The sequence below is a fragment of the Variovorax sp. PDC80 genome (genome assembly GCF_900115375.1).
In the GTDB taxonomy this organism is placed as follows: domain Bacteria; phylum Pseudomonadota; class Gammaproteobacteria; order Burkholderiales; family Burkholderiaceae_C; genus Variovorax.
This window is the reverse complement of the sequence record NZ_FOWG01000006.1, coordinates 1-22,025: the sequence shown is the minus strand read 5'-3', so window position 1 is coordinate 22,025 and position 22,025 is coordinate 1. Positions and strand designations below refer to the sequence as shown.

Genomic DNA, 22,025 nt, shown 5'->3' with positions numbered 1-22,025 from the left:
AATCAGGTGGCGAAGGCGCCGGTGAAACGGGCCAGGGCGAAGAGCAGCAGCACGTACACCGCCAGGTCGAACAGGGCCGGATGCCATACCCAGCGGTAGACGCCGGCCAGCGACAGCAGGCGGCGCAGCGCCCAGGAACACGCCAGCGCGCCGCCGTTCAGCAGCATCAGCCCCGGCAGGTACACACCGTGGAAACTCGTTTCGATCATGGGTGGAGTGCGCCCTGGGCCGCTGGAAAGAGATTGCGTCGAAGGCCCACGAGCGCGGCGATGGCGGCGCCGTCAGGCTGCTCGGCATCGCCATGCAGCGCGCCGAGCAGCAGGCGGTCGATCTGCGGCAGCAGCGGTTCATCGCGCCGTGGCGCCCCCGCGGCCTGAGCACGAAAGACCCGGGCCGAGTCCGCGAGCAGGCGGCCGACGGCTTCGGAGGGGAGGCAGCGGCGCCACTGTTGCAGGGACGCGATGTCGGCACCCATGCGCAGGTCGCGCAGCGCGAGCCGCGCGTCGGCCCGGGCTTCCTCACCCGCGCCCGGTGCCGTGCGCGGTGCGAGCAGCGCGATGCGGTCCAGCATCCGGCCGGCATAGGCGTCGCGCGCGAATGCGCCTTGCGGATCGGCCGCCAACTCGGCCAGATCGAGCGAGGTCGCGCGCCGTATGCGCCGGGCACTCCAGTCGCTGCCCACGCTGCGCATGAGCGCCGTGATGCGCGCCGCGGCCACCGCGCCCAGGATCAGCGCGAGGTTCGAATTGAGAAGGCTCGGCAGGTCCGCGTTGGCGGTGTCCTGCAAGGCGAGCGTGCCGGCCACGCCGAAGAACATGCCCAGTGCCGCGAGCGAACTGGCGGGCCGCGCGATGTAGCAGCCGACGAGCAAAAAGAACGGCGCGATGCACAGCGCCAGCATGCCGAAGTCGCGCGCCAGCGGCATCACCACCAGCACGCAGAACACCGACACCGGCAAGGACCACAGCAAGGCGACGACGAACTTGTGCATGGCCGGCACGGGATCGTCCATCGTCGCGAAGAAGCTGCAGAAGACGGCCGCCGACATGGCCGCGGCCGAGCCCGAGGGCCATGCCGTGGCGATCCAGACCGCGCAGCATGCGCAGGTGGCCAGCACGGCCGTCACGGCCGAGCGCAGTGCCAGGCCCCGGTCGCGATGCAGCACCTTCTGACCGAGCGCGGCGGCACGCTGTCGTGGCATCGCGCTGCCCGCGAGGCCGGCGTCGATGTCGGCGCGCAGTCCGATGCAGGCCTGCCACTCGCGCACCAGTTCCTCGAGGCGCACGGCGAGGTCGATGCGCAGTGCGCGGATCCAGGGTGACGACGCCGGCCCATCGGCCAGCGCGCGAAATGCGGTACGCGTTTCGTCGATGGCCGCGGCCGGCAGGCTCGCTCCTTGCGGCGCCATCCAGCCCATGTGGCGCCCGAAGGCCGAGACGATGTCCCGCGGCACCTCGCCCTCGGCGACCCTCAGCGCCTCGAGCCGGTCCTCGATCGCCGACAGCGTGGGCGTGAGCGCCGCGAGGCGGTCCTGCATGGCGCGGATGGCGCCCGCGGTCCAGCGCAGGTTGCCGGTGTCGAAGGGCACATGGGTCGACAGCAGGCGCAGCTGCGTGATGTCCAGCGCCAGCCGCTGGCGGTCCGCGGCCATGCGCGCGCCATCCGCATGGGCGAGGCCGTCACCGAGCAGGTCGCTCATCCACCGGCGCGCGTCGCCGAGCGCACGGTCCATCAACCCGAGCAGCGGCGGCGCCAGGCTGGCCGGCAGCACGAGGCTGTGGACCAGGCTGGCGCACAGGATGCCCAGCCCGATCTCCTGCACGCGCGCCACGGCGGTGTCGAACATGGCCGCGGGCGCTTCCACCAGCGGGAAGCCGATGAGCGCGGCCGAGTAGCCCGCCAGCAGGAAGACATAGGAGCGCGCGCTGCGGTCCAGCAGCGAGAGGTAGAGGCACAGCCCGGTCCACAGCGCGAGCGCCAGCGTCAGCAGCTCGGGCGCGGCCGACAGTGACGGGATCAGCACCACGGTGGCCGCGCAGCCGAGCAGGGTGCCCATGAAGCGATAGAGCGCCTTCGAGCGCACGTTGCCCGCGAGCGGATGCGCCACGATGTAGGCGGTCATGAAGGCCCAGAAGGGCCGTGGCAGGCCGGCGCGGCTGGCCAGGTACAGCGCGAGCATGGCACCCGCGAAGCTCTTGAGGGAGAAGAGCATCTCGGGGCGAGAGAAGCGAATACTTTGCATAAGTCGATGCTAGGCAGCGGTGCCCGTGGCGGAAATTGCATTCCTGGCCGAACGATTTCTCTTTTCGGCCACGGCATGGCGTGCGCCCCTTCCGTCCGGAGCCTTCGCTCGGCGCGGCGAGAATGGCCGGCTCGCAGCAACGCCCATGGAGACCATGCAACGCCCCGAGGTCGTCCCCGAAGGCCTGGACCACCAGCTCACCGTGCCCGTCATGGCGCTGCGCGTGGACGTCGAGGCGCGTGCGCGCGAGATCCCTATCCACCAGCACCAGATGGGGCAGCTGGTCATCGCGCTGCGCGGCGCAGTGTCGTGCGAAGTGCCGGGCGCGCTGTGGATGGTGCCGCCGCAGGCGGGCGTGTGGATTCCGGGCGGCACGCCGCACAGCAACCACGGCACGGCGAACGCGCTGATCTTCTATCTGTTCGTCGCGCCGGGCACGGGCGCATTGCCGACGAAGTGCTGCACCCTGGCCATCAGCACCATGCTGAGCGAAATGATCCAGCACCTGGCCGGCCTGCCGCCGACCTACGAGCCCGGCAGCGCGACCGACCGGCTCGCGCATGTGCTGCTCGATCAGCTCGGCACGATGCCGAACGAGGACTTCTCGTTGCCGATGCCGCAGGACGCGCGGCTTCGAAAGATCTCCCGCGCCATCACGCTCGACCCCTCGGACCGCCGGACCCTGCAGGACTGGGCCGCCGAGACCGGGACCAGCGAGCGCACCCTGACCCGGCTGTGCACGGCGCAGACCGGCCTGAGCTTCGGCCGCTGGCGGCGCCAGCTGCACATGATCGTGGCGCTTCGCGAACTCTCGGGCGGCGCGACCGTGCAGCAGGTGGCCTATGGCCTGGGGTACGAGTCGCCGTCCGCCTTCATCACGATGTTCAAGAAGGCCTTCGGCAAGCCGCCGGCCACCTACATCGCCGAGCGCTTCAAAGTGGGCGCTTGACCGCGCGCGGGCGGCGGCGCGTGGAGGGCGGCTCGCCATCGACGGCGGTCGAGGCCTCGGGCCGCGCCGCGACATCGCGCAGCTCGTGCGCTTCGACCAGCCGCGTCAGCAGGCCCATGAAGACCTGCTGATCCTCCGCGGACAGCGGCTCCATCAGCAGCTCCTGCGCATGGCGCACGCTGTCCTGCAGTTCCTGGATGAGCTTGAGTCCGTCCTTGGTGATCACCGACAGCCTCGAGCGGCGGTCGTCCGGGTTGACGCGCGTTTCGATCAGGCCCTTCTCGCTCAGGCGCTTGAGCACCTCCGCGGTCGTCGTGCGGTCGAGGGCGAGCTCGCGGCCGATCGCCTTCTGGTCGAGCCACGGGTTCATCGACAGTGCCGTCAGCATTCCCACCTGCAGCGGCGTGATGCTCTCCGAGTGGCAGAGCTCGTAGAAGATGGCCGCGCCGATCTGATGCAGGCGCCGGATCAGGAAATTCGGGCGGCTGAACATGAGTTGCCGCAAGGGATTGAACGGCGCCGGCCGGCTCGCGGCGTCCTTCGCCGCTGCGGTCTTCTGCGTTGAATTGCGCTGGGTCGTCATGCTCTGGATGGTGGATGTCTCACGTTCGCGAGTGTATCTACGCGACCCGCCGGGGCGCGTGGCGCAGGTCGATCCGCAGGTACTCGCCGAGCAACCGGAAGAAGCCTTCCGCGTCGTCCCAGGGGATCATGTGGCCCGCGTCGGCGGCGACGCATTGGGACAGGTGGGGAGCCAGCGCCCGGATCTCGGCCCTGTCTTCCGCCGAGATGACGCCGCCGCGGCCCGCCGCCATCAGCAGTCCCGGCGTTTCGAGCCGCGCGATGTCGGCGTGGATGTCGTCCTCGTGAAATCCGCGGTGGGCCTGCACGATGGCAGCCTCGTCGCATGTGTGCAGCCATTGGGCGCGCAGCCGCAACTGTTCGTCGGTCCACGTGGGCGTGAACGCACGCAGAGCCTCCGCCGTGATCCCCTGCACCGCTGCCCGGATCGAGTTCACGTACAAATCCAGCGGGTACGGATAGCTCCGGCGGCCGGGCCCCGAAACGGGTGGATCGATCAGCAGGACCCGGGCCATCTGCCGCGAATCGCGCACGGCGGCGCGAATCGCCACGCGCGCGCCCATCGAATGGCCCAGCACCGTCGTGGCCGACCAGTCCGGCGAGGCGAGGATGCCGAGGACATCGGCGGCCATCGTCTCCAGGCTCGCATCCATGCCTGGGGCGCTGAACGACAGCCCGCGTCCCCGGAAGTCGAGCACGTGGACGTCGAAGTGCGGCGCCAGGCGTTCGGCGACGAAGCCCCAGGTCACGGCCGGGCTCGTGATGCCCGGAAGGATCAGAAGGCGAGGCCCCTGCCCGCCGAAGCGAAGCAGGTGCAGACGCACGCCATTGGCGCGCACGTGGTAGCCGTAGGGCGCGAGCGTCATCGTCAGGCCCGCCTGAACACGCGGCGAAGGCGGTCGACGGCCACGCTCCACAGGATGGCCAGCAGGGACACCGAGCGCTTCGCTTCATCGGCGGGTGCGGTCTCTCCCGCCAGGCGTCGCGACACCTGCACGCCGAAATCGGCCACCATGCGGCGCACGAAATCCTTGACCAGGCCCGAGCGCGAGAACTGCGCCAGCGGTCCCTGGAGGGCGTACACCATGTCCACTTGGACCCGCGTGTGGCCGGCGTCGCTCGACTCCAATCGATAGGCCACGTTGCCCTGGGCGCGCGACTTGCTCAGGCTGTCCTGGCCCGCGCCGCGCAGGACGGCCCGCTTGAGGGCATCGTCGCGCTCGAGGCGCGCCGCGCCGACGAAGGCGGCCGACATCGGGCCGAACTTGATGGCGATGCTGCCCTTGACCCGCTCTCCATCGTGCGAGTCGATGCGCGCGCCCGGCAGGCAGGACGCGACCGTCGGCAGATCGCCCATGAGCGCCCAGACCTGCTCGGCGGGAAAAGGGACGTCGAAGGACGCATCGATCGCATGGCCCTTGGCCCGGGCCTTGGCGAGGATGCCGTCATCGACCTCGGCGACGACCTCGGTCCTGGGCGAGGCCGAAGCAGCGGGCGCCGGCGTCGGTGCCGGCGTTGCGTGGGCAGGCTTGCGGTAGACCGTCACCGGTCGCGGCGCGCGCAGCGTGTCGCGCAGCCGTTCGACGCGCGGGTCCGGCGTGTCGCGCTGCTGCTTCAGCACGTCCAGGATGGCGTCGACGATGCCCTGGTAACCGGTGCAGCGGCACAGGTTGCCCGCGAGCTCGAGGCGAACCCGCGCTTCGTCGGCCGCGGGAACCCGCAGCACGATGTCGCGGGCCGTGGCGAGCATGCCGGGGGTGCAGAAGCCGCACTGGAGAGCGTGGTGCCGCGTGAAGGCGGGACGCAGCAGGCGCATCGCCGGATCGTCGTCATAGCCCTCGATGGTCGTGACCGCATGCCCCTCGCAGGCCACGGCGAAGGTGGTGCAGGAGCGCGCCGGCTGCCCATCCAGCAGCACGGTGCAGGCGCCGCACACGCCGTGTTCGCAACTCAGGTGCGTTCCCGTCAGCTGCAGCCCGTCGCGCAGAAAATCGCCGAGGTGCATCCTCGGTTCGGCATCCCGGCTCACCGTGCGGCCGTTGACTTCCATGGAGATCGCGTTCAAATCCTTGCTCCCTGAACCTGGTGATGGATCGTCACGCCGGCCTGCTGCAGCGCACGCTCGAGGGCGGCGGCGAACAGCCGGAGATCGATGGCGTCGCGCTCGGGAAGGGCCTGCTTCACGGCGGTCTTCACCTGCTCGCGCGTCAGGCCCTGCGTAGCGCCATCGCCCAGATGCGCCGCGAGGCTCCGCAACAGGATCGGCGGACCATCGACCGCGCCGAGCACCACGCGCGCGCAGTTGCGCGAGGGGTCGAAGAAACAGGCCGCGCTCGCTTCGGCGAACTCGCCGGTCTTGCGGCACAGCTTGTGATAGCCCCAGCGCGCGGTGGGCGTCGAGACCGGCACCGCGACGGAGACGATCAGCTCGTCCGCCGCGAGCACCGTCGTGTAGGCGCCCAGCAGCAGGCTGTCGGCCTCGACGATGCGCTCGCCGCTGCGCGACCGCAGCCGGACGCGCGCACCAAGGGCCGCGAGGCTCACGACCCAGTCCGCCGCGGGATCGGCGTGCGCCAGGCTGCCGCCGATGGTGCCGCGCGTGCGGATGGCGCGGTAGGCGATGCCGGCCGCGACGTCCTGGACCGGATGCCCCACCAGGGGCGGATGCACCCCGTCCTCGAGTTCCGCGTGCGTCACGGCGGCGCCGATCTCGATGGCATCGCCGTGCGCGCGCACGACGCGCAGGTCTTCGATCTGCGCGATGTCGATCACCTCCGAGGGCCGGGCCAGGCGCAGGTTCAGCATCGGCCCGAGCGACTGGCTGCCGCCCAGAAGCTTGGCCGTGCCGTTCCTCGACAGCAGCTCGATGGCGTGGTCTACGTCTGCCGCCCGGGCGTATGCGAAGTTCGCGGCCTTCACAGCGCGCCCTCCCGCACGGGCCTGGCCGATTCGAGCGCCTGCAGCAGGCGCCGGGGCGTCAGCGGCGTCATTCGCAACTCGGCGGCACCGGTTCCTCGCAAGGCATCGTTCACGGCATTGAAGATCACGGCGGGCGGCGCGACCGCGCCGCCCTCTCCCATGCCCTTGGCGCCGAACTCCGTGTGGGGCGAGGGGGTCTCGGTGTGCTCGATCCGGATCCGGGGCATTTCCATGGCGCCCGGCAGGATGTAGTCGGCCAGCGTGGAAGCCAGGGGCTGCGCCTGGTCGTCGTAGGGGCTCTCCTCGTACATCGCGGTGCCGATGCCCTGCGCGATGCCGCCGATGGTCTGGCCTTCCACGATCATCGGATTCACGATGGTGCCGCAGTCCTCCACCACCACGTAGTCGAGGATCTCGACCTGGCCGGTCTCGGTGTCCACCGCGACCACGGCGGCGTGGCTCGCATAGGTGAAGGTGCCGGTGTCGACCTTGGGCTTGTAGGCACGCGACACCTCGAGTCCGCCGAGGTGGACTTCTGGCGGCAGGTCCTGCGGCGTGAGGTACCAGGCGCGTCCGACGTCGGACAGCGGAATCGACTGCTCGCCGGCCCAGGCCCGGCCGTCGAGCAGGGACACGCCGTGCGCATCCACGCCCATCAGGTGCGCCGCGATGGACTGCACCCGGGGCAGCAGTTCCTTGCAGGCGGTGGCGATGGCGCCGCCCGACATCACGGTGGCGCGCGAGGCATAGGTGCCGGAAGAGAACGGCGTGAGATCGGTGTCGCCATGGATCACGCGGATGCGGCTGACCGGGATGCCGAGCACGTCGTGGGCGATCTGCGCGAAGCTGGTCTCCATCCCCTGCCCGTGCGAATGCACGCCCACGCGCACTTCCACGCCGCCGTCGCCGGTCATCCTCACCAGCGCCTGGTCGAAGCCGGGCACGACCGAGATGCCCCAGCCGGCGAACACCGCCGTGCCGTGCGCCGATTGCTCGGTGTAGGTGGCGACGCCGAAGCCGATGCGGCGGCCATCGGGCTCGCCGCGGGCCTGCCGTTCGCGCACGGCCTCGTAGCCCACCATCTCGAGCGCACGCGTAAGGCTGGCGCGAAAGTCGCCGCTGTCGAAGTGCTTGTTCGCGATGTTCACGTAGGGCATCTGCGCGGCGGGCACGAGATTCTCGAGGCGCACCTGCCACGGTTCGCGGCCCACTTCGCGCGCCACCGCGTCCATGAGCAGTTCGATCGCGAAGCAGACGCCGGTGCGCGCCACGCCCCGGTAGGGCATGAAGCCGGGCTTGTTCGTGCCGATGCAGACGGTCTCGCATCGGTAGCCCTGGATCGTGTAGGGGCCGGGCAGGTTCCCGAGCGCCTGCCCGGGCTCGAGCCCGATGAAGAACGGCCAGTACGAGTAGGCGCCCCCGTCGATGGTGATCACCGCGTCGAGCGCGAGCAGCTTGCCGTTGCGATCCGCGTACGCGGTGAGCTCGTAGTGGTGCTGGCGCGTGTTGGCGCCGACGATCAGGTGCTCGCGCCGATCCTCGAGATAGCGGAATGGGCGCTTGTACGTCTTGGCCAGCCAGGCCACGCACATGTCCTCCGGGTAGAGCATGCCCTTGTAGCCGAAGCCGCCGCCCACGTCCGGCGAGATCACGCGCACGTACTCCTCGTTCATGTCGAGGTGCTGCGCGATGCCGGCGCGCAGCAGGTGGGGGCACTGCGTCGCGCAGATCAGCACCAGCTGCTCGGTGCGGAAGTCCCAGTACGCCATGACGGACTTGCCCTCCATGGGCGCGATGCACTGGCGCGAGAGCTCGACGCTGCGGCTGACCTTGACTTCGGCCTGCGCCGCGACCTTCTCGAAGTCCCGGTCCATGCGCAGCGTGAGGAACACGTTGTCCTTCCAGCCGGGGTGAAGGAACTCGCCGGTCGCCGCCCGCGCGGACGCGGCATCGTGATAGACCGGGAGTTCGTCGTACGAGACCTGCACCTCCTCGAGCAGGTCCTCCGCAAGCGCGCGTGTCGGCGCGATCGCCATGGCGACGGCCTCGCCGACATGGCGGACCTTGCCCTTCGCGAGCGGCGGCACTTCCGAGTACTGGTAGCCCGGAATGCTCGACGGCGACTGGATGTCCAGCGCGCCCTCGAGCATCTCGCGCACGAACACCCGTCCCGCGAGCTCCTTCGGAATCTCCACGCCCGTGATGGCGGCGTGCGCGAGCGGGCTGCGCAGGAACGCGACCTCCTGCAGCCCGGGCATCACCACATCGCCGACGAAGTTGCCCTTGCCCGCCAAGTGCCGGGCGTCTTCCTTGCGGGGAACCCTGGCCCCGATCCCCTCGGGCTTGAGCGCCCGTGTCGGAAGTTCTGCGTGATCCATGTGTTGTCTCCGAGGTGTGGTGGATCGACAGGAAAAATCGATAGATACGAAGTGTACTGTCTTAATTATAGGTAACTCGTGGCGAAAGCAGATCACCTGTCTTGACGCGTGGAAACCCTAGGCTTCGACCCGGCGTATCGATCATTTCTCCCCATTAAATAGATACCTTCCTCGACATTCAGATGCTCGGCCTGCCTTCTCCGAAGCGAGCATTCCCCGTGGAAACCCTGATTCATCTCGATCTCTTTTCACCTAAATTACGACGTGTACTGAGCAATTTTTTAGAGCACTGCAATGGAACTCGTCATGGAATGGATCAAGGTGGCCTCGGCGCAGGAGCTGGGCGAGGACGAAGTCAGGTCCGTGAACGTCGCGGGCCACAGCATCGCGCTCTACCGCGTGGGTGGCGAGTTCCTCGCCACCGACGGGATCTGCACGCACGGCAAGGCGCAACTGTCCGACGGCTTCCTCGAAGACGGATGCATCGAATGCCCGCTGCACCAGGGACGCTTCGACATCCGCACCGGCAAGGCCCTGTGCGCCCCGGCGACCGTCGACCTGCGCACCCACGCCACGAAGCGCGTGGGCGATGACATCTACGTGCAGGCACCGGACGCCGCATGAGCCGCGAACCGATCGTCATCGTCGGGGCCGGCCAGTCGGCTGCCGTCGCCGCGCAAACGCTGCGCGAGTTCGCCCACCGGGGGCGGATCGTCATGCTGGGCCAGGAGGCTCATCGGCCGTACGAGCGCCCGCCCCTGTCGAAGGCCGTGCTCAGCGCGGAGGTCGAGCCCCGGCTCGACGTCCTGCCCGAGAGCGTCTTGTCGCACATCGATGTCGAGCTGCTTCCGAACGTCGAAGTGGTCGCACTCGATCCTGAACGGCAGGAAGTCCGCGCCCGCGACGGGCGCGTGTTCGCATACGGCACATGCCTGCTCGCCACCGGCGGCGAAGCCATGACGATGGCCGGCCTGCCGCGCGGCACTCCGCGCGTGCATTACATCCGGACCCTCGACGACGCGCGCCGCTTCCGTGCGGCCCTCGGAGAGCGGCCCCGCATCGCCATCATCGGCGGCGGCTTCCTGGGCCTCGAGCTCGCGCATTCCGCGCTGGCGGCCGGTGCGTCGTCGGTAGCGCTGCTGGCGCGCACGCCACCGCTGCTCGAACGCTTCCTGCCGAGCGAAGCCTCGGCATGGCTGGCCTCCGCGCTGGCGCGCGAGGGCGTGCGGCTCGTGCTGGACGATTCGCTGGTTCATGCGCGAGCCGCCGAGAACGGCTGCATGGAGCTGGTCACCGCCGCGGGGCTGCGGCTGGAGGCCGACCAGATCGTGGTCGCGATCGGCCTCGTACCCAACGACCAGCTCGCGCGCGATGCGGGACTGGGCATCGCGGATGGCGGCGGCGTACTCGTCGATGCCGAGTGCCGGACCACCGACCCCTTCGTCTTCGCGGTGGGCGATTGCGCAAGCCAGTTGCGTCGCGGCCAGCCGCGGCCCACGCGCGTCGAGTCATGGCAGAACGCGAACGAGCAGGCACGCGCGGCTGCCGCGGCCATCCTGGGCCTGCGGCCGCCGCCCCCGGTGGTGCCGTGGTTCTGGACCGACCAGGGCCGGCACAACCTCCAGGTCCTGGGCGCTCCGGCCAGCGACCTCCAGTACCTCCGCTGCGGCGATCCCCTGCACGACAAGGCGCTGTGGATCGGACATCGGGACGGCGTGCCGATCCATGGCGTCGCCCTCAACTGCGGTGCCGAGTTGCGTGCCATCCGACCTCTCTTCGACCGCGCACAGCCGGTCGACGTCAGCGACCTCTCCCACGAGATCGTCAACCTCCGGGCATGGGCCAGGCAGGCGCTGCAGCGCTTGCCGGTCGCCGCATGACCCTTTTCTTGAAGGACCTGTATGTATCAATCACAAGCGGTTATTGGAATCACGAATGCCGACAAGGACCCGCCATTCGAGCAGTGCGTCTGGCCGGCCGATGCCCTCCACACGATCCCGGACTGGGTCTACACCAGCAAGGCGGTCTACGACCGGGAGATCGACAAGTTCTTCCTGGGGGAGAGCTGGAACTTCGTTGCGCTCGAGGCCGAGATTCCGGCCACCGGCGACTACAAGCGCGGCTACGTGGGCGCCACGCCCGTCGTGATCGCGCGCGCGGAGGACGGGACCGTCTCGGTCTTCGAGAACCGCTGCGCGCACCGCGGGGCCGAGTTCTGCCGCCACAACCAGGGCAATGCGAAGGAGTTCGTCTGCCCCTATCACCAGTGGTCCTATGACCTCAAGGGCAACCTGCAGGGGATCCCCTTCAAGCGCGGCGTCGACAAGGTGGGCGGCATGCCGCCGAGCTTCAGGAACGAGGACCACGGCCTGCGCCAGTTGCGCGTGGCGACGCGCAACGGCCTGGTGTTCGCCACCTATTCGGATCGCACGCCGCCGCTCGAGGAGTACCTCACGCCGGAGATCGTCGAGCAGCTCGATTCGACCTTCCCGGGCAAGAAGCTCAAGGTGCTGGGCTACTACCGCAACGAGCTTCCGTGCAACTGGAAGATGTACCACGAGAACCTCAAGGACCCGTACCACGCCACGCTGCTGCATTCGTTCCTGGTGGTGTTCGGCCTGGCCGTGGCGGGGGTCAAGGCGCTGATCTACGCGGACACGGTGCACGGGCGCCATGGCTTCATGGGCTCGCGCAAGACGAAGGAGAAGTACGCCAGCGTCTCCGACGACAACAAGTCGCAGATGCGCTCGTTCCATGACCACCTGAAGCTGCGCGACGAGCGCTTCCTCGACTTCGTGGAGGAATTCGACTCGCCCTGGTCGGCCATCATGATGACCATCTGGCCGAACATGATCGTGCAGCGCGAGCTGAACACGCTGGGCGTGCGCCAGATCATCCCGAACGGGCCCAACAGCATGATCATGCAGTGGACGATGTTCGGCTACGAGGACGACACGCCCGAGATGACGCGCCATCGCCTGCGCCAGGGCAACCTGATGGGGCCTGGAGGCTTCCTGGGCGTGGAAGACAACGAGGCGCTGAAGTTCGTCCAGGAAGGCATGCGCCGCTCGACGACGGACACCAACGTGATCCAGCTCGATGCCGGGCAGACCGGCACCACGCGTGGGTTCATCTCCGAGTCCTGCATCCGCTCGATGTACGCCTATTACCGCGAGGTGATGGGCATTCCCGTCGCGGAGGCCACGGCATGAAGAACCCGCTCGCCTACAGCCCCGCGAGGGTCGCGCCCCGGCGCGCGATCGAACTGCGCGCCGAGATCGACGTCTTCCACGCCGAGTACTGCGCCGCGCTCGACGCCGCCGACATCGAACGCTGGCCCGGGTTCTTCTGCGAGGACGCCACCTACCGCGTGACCTCGCGCGAGAACGCGCTGCTCGGCATGCCCGTCGGCCTGATGTATTGCGAAGGGCTCGACATGATCCGCGACCGCGCGATGGCCATCGCCCACTCGCAGATGTTCGCGCCGCGCCAGATGGTCCACGTGCTCGGCATCACGCGCGTGGTGGACGAGGACGAATCCACGATCGCCGCGCAGACCCCCTTCATGCTCGTGCAGACCCTGGTGGAGGGTCCTTCGACGCTCCATCTGGCGGGCATCTACCACGACAAGTTCCTGCGGCGCGCCGACGGGCTCGTCTTGTTCCACCGCGACGTCGTCCACGACACCGAAGTGCTGGCGACCGCCCTGGTCTATCCGGTCTGACAGGAAACCCACCATGAACACCACACCAAAGATCGCACTCGAAGAGCATTTCTCGGGCCCCGGATTCGAGCAGTACTGGGCACCCTTCGTCAGCGCGCTCCCGCGCGCCTTCACCGTAGAGATCGGCGCCCGGCTCTCCGACTTCGACGACCGCCGCATCGACGAAATGGATGCCGGCAACATCGGCTATTCGATCCTGTCGGAGACCACCCCCGGCGTGCAGGCCGAAGCGGACAGCGCGCTCGCGGTTCGGCGAGCGCGAGAGAACAACGAGTTCCTCGCGGGACGCGTGGCCCGCCACCCGAAGCGCTTCGGCGCATTCGCGCACGTCGCGCTGCAGGACCCGGCCAGCGCGGCGGACGAACTGGAACGCAGCGTTCGCGAATACGGATTCAAGGGCGCGCTGATCAACGGTCACACGCTGGGCCGCTATTACGAGCACCGCGACTTCGACGTCTTCTGGGAACGCGCGGAAGCACTCGGTGTCCCGGTCTACCTGCACCCGGCCGCATTCAGCGCACCACCCGCCTTGCTCGCGGGCATGCCCGTGCTGCTGGGCCCCACATGGGGCTGGGGCGTCGAAACCGCGGGGCATGCGCTGCGCCTGCTGTTCGGCGGCGTCTTCGATCGCTTCCCGCGGCTCGTGCTCCTGCTCGGGCACATGGGCGAGTTCCTGCCCTACCAGCGCACGCGGATCGACAGCCGCTTCGCCGCCTATCCGTCGGGCATCGCGCTGGCCCGCAAGCCGAGCGAATACTTCGGTCGCAACATCCTGATCACCACCGCGGGCGTGTGCTCGGCGCCCGCCCTGCTGGGCGCGATCGGCGAGATCGGCGCCGAGGCCGTCCTGTTCTCGGTCGACTATCCCTTCGAGTCCACCGAGGAAGCCTGCACGTTCATCGAGAACGCGCCGCTGGATGCCTCCACGCGCGCGCTGGTCTGCCACGGCAATGCACGCCGCCTCTTCAAGCTCGAAACGCTCGAAGAAGCGGTGCTGCCTCAGGTCTGACATCACCAACGAAGAGGTACAGAAAAAATGTCCGCTGTCAGCGACTACCAATTGACGAAGGCCTGGGAAGAGGTTCTCCGGCTGTCCAGGCTCGAGCCCGGCCAAACGGTGACCATCCTGTGCGCGCCCTACACGAACCCGCAGACGCTGCGGACCGCGCGGGTCGCGGCCCAGAACGCGGGCGCGATCGTCACGACGATCGAGCTGCCGCCGATCAATGCCGAGAAGGCCACGAGCCGCGACCGCCTGAACTGGCTGGGCGAGACGCCGCTGAGCAACAACCCGGTGGCGCTCGCGGCGCTGAAGACGAGCGACCTGGTGCTCGACCTGATGGTGCTGCTGTTCTCGCCCGAGCAGATGGAAATCCTCGGGTCTGGCACCAAGATCCTGCTGGCCGTCGAGCCGCCAGAGATCCTGGTGCGGGTCGTGCCCACCCAGGAAGATCGCCGGCGCGTGCGGCGCGCCACCGAGGTGCTGAGCAAGGCCCGGCTGATGCGCGTGACCTCGCCAGCTGGCACCGATGCCACCTTCAGGATCGGCGACTTTCCCACCATCGGCGAATACGGGTTCTGCGACGAGCCCGGCCGCTGGGACCATTGGCCCAGCGGCTTCCTCTTCACCTTCGCCAACGAGGGCGGGAGCGACGGCACCATCGTGATCGACAAGGGCGACATCCTGCTGCCGCAGAAGAACTACATGGCCGACAAGATCACGCTGACGGTGCGCGACGGCTTCGTGCGCGAGATCGAAGGCGACATCGACGCGCAGCTGATGCGCGAGTTCATGGAGGCCTACAAGGACCCCGAGGCCTATGCCATGGCGCACATCGGCTGGGGCATGCAGCCGCGCTGCTACTGGCACACGCTGTCGCTGCTCGACCGCGAGCAGACAGTGGGCATGGACGCGCGTGCCTTCGAAGGCAACTTCCTGTTCTCCCTGGGGCCCAACAACGAGGTCGGCGGTCCGCGCACGACGGCCTGCCATCTCGACATTCCGCTGCGCAACTGCACGGTGGAGCTCGACGGCGTGGTGGTGGTGCGCGACGGCAAGGTCGTCGAGGAGGCCCTGCAATGAGCCGCGACGAAGACGTGTACCGCCAGCAGGGCTTCGGCAACGCCCTGCCGCCCGAGGCCCCGTTCGCCCTGCTGATCGTCGACTTCATCAACGGGTTCGCCGACCCGGGCAGCTTCGGCGGCGGCAACATCGGGCCCGCCATCGAATGCACGCGCGGCCTCCTGGCCGAGGCGCGAGCACGCGGCTGGCCGATCGCGCACACGCGGGTGGTCTACCAGGACGACGGGGCCGACGCCAACATCTTCGCGCTCAAGGTGCCCAGCATCCTCGCCTTGAAGGAAGACGCGCACGGCAGCCAGTTCGTGCCGCAGCTGCAGCCTTCCGCCGGCGAGCTGGTGGTGCGCAAGGTCCATCCCTCCGCTTTCTTCGGCAGCTCGCTGGCGGGCTGGCTGTCGCAGCGCGGCGCGAAGACCGTGCTGGTGGCGGGCTGCACCACCAGCGGCTGCGTGCGCGCCAGCGTGGTCGACGCGATGTGCCACGGCTTCCGCCCGGTGGTCGTGACCGACTGCGTGGGCGACCGTTCGCTGCCGGCGCACGAAGCCAACCTGTTCGACATGGGACAGAAATACGCGACCCTGCTGACCCGCAACGAGGTGCTGGGCATGCAACACATTCACGGGGGCCAATCATGAAGCGCCGACAGGTCCTCCACACGATCGCCATGGGTGCGCTCGGCGCCGCGCAGGTCGCGCGCGCGCAGCTCTCGAGTGCGTCCGGGCGTACCGTGCGAATCGTCATCGGCTTTCCGCCGGGCGGTTCCACCGACGTCATCGCGCGCACCATGTCGCCGCACCTCGAGAAGGCGCTGAAGGCGACCGTCATCGTGGACAACAAGCCCGGTGCCGGTGCCCGCCTGGCCAACACCTACGTGAAGAGCGCCAGGCCCGATGGCAACACCCTGCTGCTGACATCCTCGACGCTGATGTGCGTGTACCCGCACGTCTTCAAGAACCTCGGCTACGACCCGTTGCGCGACTTCGTGCCGGTGGCGTCCGTCGTCAACATGGAGTTCGGCTTCGTCGCCAGCACGTCGGCAGCACCGGGCATCAAGTCGCTGCGCGAATACGTGCAGTGGGTGAAGGCGGATCCGAGGAACGGGAACTACGGCGGCGTCGGCGTCGGTTCGATCCCGCACTTCATGGGCGCCATGCTCGGGCGCGAGGCCGGCGTGGCGATGAACTACGTTCCCTTCCTCGGCGGCGCGCCGCATCTGCAGGCACTCAATGGCGGGCAGATACCCTTCGGCGTCGACGTGACCTCGGGCCTGGTGCCGCACCTGGGCAGCGGCCGCATCAGGCTGCTGGCCACCAGCGGCGCCGAGCGCAGCCTGCCGGACGTGCCGACCATCGCCGAGGCGGGCTTCGGCGCGCTGACGCTCGAGGACTACAACGCCTTCTTCTATCCGGCCGGCACGCCGCTGGAGTTCGTGCAGCAGGTCGAGGCAGGGGTGAAGACCGCGCTGCAGCAGCCGAGCGTGCAGGAGACCTTCCGCCAGCTGGCCTTCAGGCCCGGCAATGCGGGCGCCAGCCAACTGGCCGCGCGCATGAAGCCCGATCTCGAGCGGTGGCGCAAGGTGATCGAGGACACCGGCTTCAAGCCGCTCGATTGACGACCTCCTTTCTCATGCCCACGATGACTTCGAAGCTTCGCCAGGTCGGCCATCTCACCATCCTGCTGGACGACGACGGCCTCGCCACCGCCGCCAGGCTGGCGGGCAGGGCCCTCTATCTCACGCACGACCGTGGCCCGCTGCGCACCCAGTTGCAAGGCGCCACACTGACCGAAAGGCCCGTGGTCTGCGATCTGTTCGCCCATGTATCGACCGACGCGATCATCAAGGCGAACCCCGATTGCTACTACTACGACGACCGGCTCGGCGACCTCCTGCTGCGCTCCCTGGGAAACGGCGGCTACGTCGAGGCCAGCGAGATACGGCAAGGCGGCTTCGGCCTGATCCTGGCGGGCGAGGGATGGGGCGAAGGCAGTTCGCGCGAGGTCGCGGCGCGGGCGCTGCTGATCGCGGGGATCGGCGCGGTGTTCGCCCCGTCCATCGCGCCCATCCATCGGCAGAACCTGATCAACAACGGGATGCTGCCGATCACCGATCCCGCACTCGCCTGGCGCATGGCCGATGGCGAGACCCTCGCATTCGACGAGCTGCTCGAGGGCTTCGACGCGACCTCGCGCAGGATTCTTCGTCGCGGCGGCCTGTTCCCCTTCATGCAGGCCCGCAGCGAAGGCAAGGAACCCGACGAGGCCATCGCGACGCCGGCCCGCGCGATGACCCTCGCGGAGAAGATCATGGCACGGCGCATGAAGACGCGCTTCGGTGCCGTTCGGCCCGGGGACACCGGCTTCCTCGAGGTCGATGCGGCGTTCTCCCATGACTACACGACGGCGCCTGCCGCGGCCGCCGCCGAGGCGGCCCTCGGACGACCGGTTCGCGTCCAGCGGCCTGCAACCGTCCACTCCTTTCCGGACCACCTGACGCTGGCCTCGCGATTGCCGGGCATCGATGCCGAAGCGCTGGCCGGCATCGCCGATCTGCGCATGTCCCAGCGCGCGCTGGCAGAACGAACCGGGATGCACTGGCACGCCACGCCGCAAGGAACGCCCACCGGCATCTGCCACACGGTGATCCGCGAGCAGGTCGCCCTCCCCGGCCAGGTCATCGTCGGGACCGACTCGCACACCTGCTCCGCCGGCGCGCTCAATTGCCTGGCCTACGGCGTCGGCAACAGCGAGATCGCGGCCGTGTGGGAGTGGAATGTCCTCGGCGTTCGTGTCCCGCGGACCGTCAGGGTCCAGCTCGAGGGCCGCTTGCCGGCGGCCTGCACGGCGAAGGACGTGATGCTTCACCTGGCCGGCATCGGCAAGGCATCGGGCATCTTCACGGGCCGCGTCATCGAATTCGGCGGCAGCGGCCTCGAGACCTTGATGTTCGACGAGCAGGCCGTGCTCGCGAACATGGCGGTCGAATGCAATGCGTTGACCGCCGTGTGCGAACCCACGTTGGCGATGATCGATCACCTGGCCGTTCGGCGGCAGATCGCGCCGGAGGATGCCTGGGCCCTGTGCCTGCGTCCCGATCCGGAGGCCGAATACGAGCGCGTGATGACCGTCGACCTCGGCGCGATCCAGACCCTAGTGGCGCGCCCCGGCCATCCCGGCAACGGGGTGCCGCTCGAGCAAGTGCTGGGAACGCCGCTGGACCTGGCCTATGGCGGCTCGTGCACTGCCGGTGACCTGGGCAGCATTGCGATGTATGCCGAAGTCTTCAGCGGCCGCCGCGTCCGCATTCCGACCTATGTGCAATACGGCTCGCAGCTGGTGCAGCAACAGGCCAGGCAGGCGGGCTACCACGACGTGCTTGTCGCGGCCGGCGTGACGGTGATCGACGAGCCTGGATGCGGCGCGTGCATCAGTGCGGGCCCCGGCGGGCCCCGCGCGGGGCAGGTCGCCATCTCGGCGACGAACAGGAACATGCCGGGGCGGATGGGGGACGGCGATGTCTATCTGGCCAATCCGCGTGTGCTTGCGGCATCGGCGGTTGCGGGGTGCATCGCCGAGCCGTAGCAGGCTCGGCACGGGTGGTTGATGGCGGCGTCGGCCGCAAGGCGCTCACGGCGAAGCGGCAGCGCCCCGCGGTAAACACTACCGCCCTCGCGGTTTATGGGCATATACCCATAATTGCGCATGACCTCCGCCCATCACCACCACGGCATGTGCTGCAGCACCGCGCTGCGCAAGGCCACGCGCCGCGTCACGCAGCTCTATGACGAAGCGCTGGCACCCGTGGGACTGCGTTCCACCCAGTACTCGATCCTGATGGAACTGAGCCGGCGTGGCCGCGAGGCGCCCACCCTTCAGGTGCTGGCCGATGCCCTGGTGATGGACCGGTCCGCCCTGGGCCACACCTTGCGCCCGCTGGAACGCGATGGCCTGCTGGCGCTGCAGCCTGGCGAGTCGGATCGGCGCCAGCGCCAGGTCGTGCTGACCCGCAAGGGCCAGGCACTCGTCGCTCGCGCGCAGCCGCTGTGGCAACGCGCGCAGGACCGCTTCTGCGAGGTGTTCGGCGAAGCGGAGGCGGCGATCTTGCGCATCACCTTGCTGGACATTGCCGCGGACGAACGGCTGAGTTCGCGGGCCTCCTGATTTTTCGGGCTTGCATCCACCGCTTTTCCCGTTGACCCCAATATGGGCATATGCCCTTAAATCATGACCGCCAGCATTCCACCCACGTCCGCGCCACAACGGGCCGCAGCCTCGCCTGCCATCGCGCAGGATCCACGTCGCCAGCAGGCCGTTCTGCTGGTGGCCTCCATGGTGTCGTCGCTGGTGATGCTCGACACCAACGTGGTGGCGGTCGCCCTGCCCACCATCGCGCACACGCTCAATGCCGAGTTCGCGGACATGCAATGGGTGATCACCGCGTACATGCTGCCCTTCGCGGCCCTGCTCATGGCGGCGGGCTCGCTGTGCGACCGGTATGGCCGGCGACGCATCATGGTGGTGGGGCAGGTGCTCTTCGTCGGCGCTTCGCTGTTCTGCGGCACGGCCCCGGCCGCCTGGGTGCTGAATGTGTCGCGGGCGTTCCAGGGGATCGGCGCAGCCCTGCTGTTGACGGCGGCGCTGGCGGTGATCAACCACAGCTTCCAGGGACCGGCGCGCGCACGTGCCTACGCGTTCTGGGGCGCCTGCCTGGGCATCGCCATCACCTGCGGGCCCATCCTCGGCGGAGTGATCTCCAGCACCATCGGCTGGCACTGGGTGTTTCTCATCAACCTGCCGATCGGCGTGGTGCTGATCGCCGCCACGCTGCGGGTGGTGGAAGAGTCGCGCGACAAGGAAGCCGTGCGCCTGGACTATGGCGGCGTCGCCACCTTCAGCGGTGCGCTGTTCCTGCTGACCTGGGCCGCCATCGACGGCAACGCGCTGGGCTGGACTTCGCCCGCGGTGCTGGGGCGCCTGATCGGCGGCGTGCTGCTGCTCGAGGCCTTCGTGGTGATCGAGGGCCTGCAGGCGCGGCCCATGGTCGACTTCAGGCTGCTGCGCTCGCCGGCCTTCGTCGGCAGCGCTTTCGCCATGGTGGGTTACGCGGCGGGGGCGCAGGTCATGCTGTTCTACCTGCCGCTGTACTTGCAGAACGCCTTCGGCTTGTCACCGGCCAGCGCGGGCATCTCCATGCTGCCGTTCGCACTGCCCATGTTCCTGGTGCCGCGCGTCGCAGCCCACTACACGGCCGGGTGGACGCCACGCGCGTTGCTGTGCCTGGGCCTGGGATTGAGCGGCGCGGCGAATGCGGCCATGGCACTGCTGGCCACCAGCGGCTCGAACTACCTAGCCTTCGCCTGTGCGATGGCGCTCGCGGGCACCGGTGCCGGCCTGCTCAACGGCGAAACGGCCAAGGCCATGCAGGGTGCGATCCCGCCGCAGCGTGCGGGCATGGCCTCGGGCCTGGCGGGCACCACGCGCTTCAGCGGTCTGCTGGCGGGCGTGGCCGGATTGGGCGCGGTGCTGGTCGCGATGGCCACTGCGGATTTCCAGCGCGCGGCTGCGCAGTGGCCATTGGCACCTGCGCTGGCCCGGGACGTGGCCAAGCGCTTCAGCGCGGGCGATGCAGCAGGGGCGCTGCACGCACTGCAGGCGCTTCCCACAGATGCGGCCGCCGCTGCTGCAACTGCGTTGCGACATGCATTCGGCACCGGATTCGCCGCCGCCGCGTGGTCCGCCGCTGGCGTGGCCGTGGCCGCACTGGTGCTGACACGGCTGCTGATGCCCGGCCGCGATGCCCAGGCGGCGAACGGCCTGCAAGAGGCGCACATGGTGGCGCCGAGTGAGTGATCGTCCATCAACGAAGGAGAAATTCCATGCGCTATCGTCTTCTCGGCCGCAAGTCCGGCCTTCGCGTCTCTGAATTCGCACTCGGTGTCGCCCTGTTCGGCACGGGCTGGGGCTACGGCTCCGAGCATGCCGATGCGCGCCGGGTGTTCGACCGCTATCTCGAGGCCGGCGGCAACTTTTTCGACACCGCCGACGGCTACCAGTTCGGCCAGTCCGAATCCATGCTGGGCGAGCTCATCGCACCGATCCGCGACGACACCGTGGTGGCGACGAAGTACAGCGGCGGCGCGTCGAAGGAGCCGACGCTCGCCAAGACCGGTAACAGCCGCAAGAACCTCGTCTACTCCGTCGAGCAGAGCCTGCAACGGCTCAAGACGGACCGCATCGACCTGCTGTGGGTCCATCACTCCGACAACGTCACACCCACCGAGGAAATTCTGCGAGGGCTCGATGACCTGGTGCGCGCGGGAAAGATCCTCTACGCCGGCTTCTCGAACTTCCCGGCCTGGCGCATCGCGCGCGCGGATCTGCTCGCGGAACTGCGTGGCTGGTCGCCACTGGTGGGGGTGCAGTTCGAATACAGCCTGATCGAACGCAGCGCCGACCGGGAACTGATGCCGATGGCCGAAGCCCTGGGCTTGGCCGCTGCCGTGTGGTCCCCGCTCGGGGGCGGCCTGCTCACGGGCAAGTACCGCAATGGAGAGCAAGGTCGGCTGCAGGGCATGGGCCGGGTCATCCGCACCGAGAAGACCGAGCGCGACGCGGCCGTCGTGGACGCCGTGATCGATGCGGGTGTGCAACTCGGGAGATCGCCGGCCGAAGTGGCCCTGGCATGGCTCGGCGCCAAGGCGCGGAAGTCCACCACATCGATCATCACGATCATCGGGCCGCGTACGGTGGAGCAGCTCGACAACAACCTTCTGGCGCTCGACCTGGCGCTGCCGCAGGACTTGGTGGACCGGCTCGATCAGGTCAGCCAGATCGCTCCTGGGGTCCCGTTCGAAGTCAATGCGGAGACGCTTCCGCGGATGCTGGGCGGCCGTCCTCACCTGGTGGATTTGCCTGCCTTCAAAGTTGCCTGATTAGCTTCTCGCGTATCGGTAATTGAATTGCCAACAAAAAAAGCGCCCTGTCGTGACAGGGCGCTTTTTGTTTTTTGTTTTGCTTTTGCCAAGAAAAAAGCCCCAACCGATTGGTTGGGGCTTTTTTGGCTGTAAGAGCCTGACGATGACCTACTTTCACACGGGAACCCGCACTATCATCGGCGCTGAGTCGTTTCACTGTCCTGTTCGGGATGGGAAGGA

Annotated in this window: 21 protein-coding genes; 13 read left to right on the top strand and 8 right to left on the bottom strand. The window is 68.5% G+C overall.

All coding sequences use genetic code 11. From position 1 onward, the window contains the following. Nucleotides 1–2: 2 nt before the first annotated feature. A complete protein-coding gene (locus BM109_RS18090; RefSeq protein WP_093345151.1) occupies nt 3–209 on the bottom strand; it encodes a DUF1656 domain-containing protein in 207 nt (68 codons plus the stop codon). Then, on the bottom strand, nt 206–2,212 hold the full coding sequence (locus BM109_RS18085) for an FUSC family protein (RefSeq protein WP_256222637.1): 2,007 nt from the start codon (nt 2,210–2,212) through the stop codon (nt 206–208). Before BM109_RS18085 ends, BM109_RS18090 begins: the two co-directional genes overlap by 4 nt. Before the next feature lie 175 nt (nt 2,213–2,387). Here BM109_RS18085 and BM109_RS18080 point away from each other — a divergent pair, with 175 nt between their 5' ends. Next, complete coding sequence (locus BM109_RS18080; protein ID WP_256222636.1) at nt 2,388–3,191, top strand: AraC family transcriptional regulator; 804 nt, start codon at nt 2,388–2,390, stop codon at nt 3,189–3,191. On the opposite strand, the gene BM109_RS18075 is transcribed toward BM109_RS18080, so the two are convergent. From BM109_RS18075 to BM109_RS18055, 5 genes are read right to left on the bottom strand one after another with little or no spacing between them, the layout of a single operon-like run. Continuing rightward, nucleotides 3,175–3,774, bottom strand: a complete 600-nt coding sequence (locus BM109_RS18075) for a MarR family winged helix-turn-helix transcriptional regulator (RefSeq protein WP_093345146.1) — start codon at nt 3,772–3,774, stop codon at nt 3,175–3,177. The genes BM109_RS18080 and BM109_RS18075 overlap by 17 nt on opposite strands. A gap of 37 nt (nt 3,775–3,811) precedes the next feature. Next, entirely contained in the window at nt 3,812–4,639 is an 828-nt protein-coding gene (locus BM109_RS18070; RefSeq protein ID WP_093345143.1) for an alpha/beta fold hydrolase, read from the bottom strand. Nucleotides 4,640–4,641: 2 nt separating this feature from the next. After that, nucleotides 4,642–5,823: a xanthine dehydrogenase family Fe-S subunit gene (locus BM109_RS18065; protein WP_093346092.1), complete on the bottom strand. Its 1,182-nt coding sequence runs from the start codon at nt 5,821–5,823 to the stop codon at nt 4,642–4,644. Nucleotides 5,824–5,834: 11 nt separating this feature from the next. After that, nucleotides 5,835–6,692 (bottom strand): FAD binding domain-containing protein, encoded by an 858-nt coding sequence (locus tag BM109_RS18060; protein WP_093345141.1) that lies wholly within the window; start codon nt 6,690–6,692, stop codon nt 5,835–5,837. Beyond that, nucleotides 6,689–9,070 (bottom strand): xanthine dehydrogenase family protein molybdopterin-binding subunit, encoded by a 2,382-nt coding sequence (locus BM109_RS18055; protein WP_093345138.1) that lies wholly within the window; start codon nt 9,068–9,070, stop codon nt 6,689–6,691. Before BM109_RS18055 ends, BM109_RS18060 begins: the two co-directional genes overlap by 4 nt. Before the next feature lie 306 nt (nt 9,071–9,376). Between BM109_RS18055 and BM109_RS18050 the strand changes: the two genes are divergently transcribed. The 12 genes from BM109_RS18050 to BM109_RS17995 all read left to right on the top strand — a co-directional run bounded on the left by BM109_RS18050 (nt 9,377) and on the right by BM109_RS17995 (nt 21,803). After that, nucleotides 9,377–9,694 carry a non-heme iron oxygenase ferredoxin subunit gene (locus BM109_RS18050; protein WP_093346090.1) on the top strand — a complete coding sequence of 106 codons (318 nt, stop codon included), beginning with the start codon at nt 9,377–9,379 and terminating at the stop codon, nt 9,692–9,694. Next, a complete protein-coding gene (locus BM109_RS18045; protein ID WP_093345136.1) occupies nt 9,691–10,950 on the top strand; it encodes an NAD(P)/FAD-dependent oxidoreductase in 1,260 nt (419 codons plus the stop codon). The genes BM109_RS18050 and BM109_RS18045 overlap by 4 nt, the downstream gene beginning before the upstream one ends. Nucleotides 10,951–10,971: 21 nt before the next feature. Continuing rightward, the gene (locus BM109_RS18040; RefSeq protein WP_093345134.1) at nt 10,972–12,282 is read left to right on the top strand and encodes an aromatic ring-hydroxylating oxygenase subunit alpha; all 1,311 of its coding nucleotides are present in this window, start codon (nt 10,972–10,974) and stop codon (nt 12,280–12,282) included. Then, a complete protein-coding gene (locus BM109_RS18035; protein ID WP_093345131.1) occupies nt 12,279–12,794 on the top strand; it encodes an aromatic-ring-hydroxylating dioxygenase subunit beta in 516 nt (171 codons plus the stop codon). The genes BM109_RS18040 and BM109_RS18035 overlap by 4 nt, the downstream gene beginning before the upstream one ends. Before the next feature lie 13 nt (nt 12,795–12,807). Beyond that, a complete protein-coding gene (locus tag BM109_RS18030) occupies nt 12,808–13,803 on the top strand; it encodes an amidohydrolase family protein (RefSeq protein WP_093345128.1) in 996 nt (331 codons plus the stop codon). A 27-nt stretch (nt 13,804–13,830) separates the two neighbouring features. Further along, nucleotides 13,831–14,877, top strand: a complete 1,047-nt coding sequence (locus tag BM109_RS18025; protein ID WP_093345126.1) for a 2,5-dihydroxypyridine 5,6-dioxygenase NicX family protein — start codon at nt 13,831–13,833, stop codon at nt 14,875–14,877. After that, nucleotides 14,874–15,509, top strand: coding sequence for an isochorismatase family protein (locus BM109_RS18020; RefSeq protein ID WP_093345121.1), 636 nt, complete (start codon nt 14,874–14,876; stop codon nt 15,507–15,509). The genes BM109_RS18025 and BM109_RS18020 overlap by 4 nt, the downstream gene beginning before the upstream one ends. Further along, nucleotides 15,506–16,486, top strand: a complete 981-nt coding sequence (locus tag BM109_RS18015; protein WP_093345119.1) for a tripartite tricarboxylate transporter substrate-binding protein — start codon at nt 15,506–15,508, stop codon at nt 16,484–16,486. The genes BM109_RS18020 and BM109_RS18015 overlap by 4 nt, the downstream gene beginning before the upstream one ends. A 23-nt stretch (nt 16,487–16,509) precedes the next feature. Then, nucleotides 16,510–18,453 (top strand): aconitase family protein, encoded by a 1,944-nt coding sequence (locus BM109_RS18010; RefSeq protein WP_177239378.1) that lies wholly within the window; start codon nt 16,510–16,512, stop codon nt 18,451–18,453. A 120-nt stretch (nt 18,454–18,573) separates the two neighbouring features. Further along, entirely contained in the window at nt 18,574–19,032 is a 459-nt protein-coding gene (locus BM109_RS18005; protein ID WP_218159380.1) for a MarR family winged helix-turn-helix transcriptional regulator, read from the top strand. 63 nt (nt 19,033–19,095) lie between these two features. After that, nucleotides 19,096–20,721 carry an MFS transporter gene (locus BM109_RS18000; RefSeq protein WP_093345099.1) on the top strand — a complete coding sequence of 542 codons (1,626 nt, stop codon included), beginning with the start codon at nt 19,096–19,098 and terminating at the stop codon, nt 20,719–20,721. Between the two features lie 26 nt (nt 20,722–20,747). Continuing rightward, nucleotides 20,748–21,803 (top strand): aldo/keto reductase, encoded by a 1,056-nt coding sequence (locus BM109_RS17995; RefSeq protein ID WP_093345096.1) that lies wholly within the window; start codon nt 20,748–20,750, stop codon nt 21,801–21,803. Here the strand turns inward: BM109_RS17995 and BM109_RS41480 are convergent. Further along, the coding region (locus BM109_RS41480) for a hypothetical protein (protein WP_218159379.1) at nt 21,790–22,025 on the bottom strand (236 nt) is incomplete at its 5' end. The genes BM109_RS17995 and BM109_RS41480 overlap by 14 nt on opposite strands.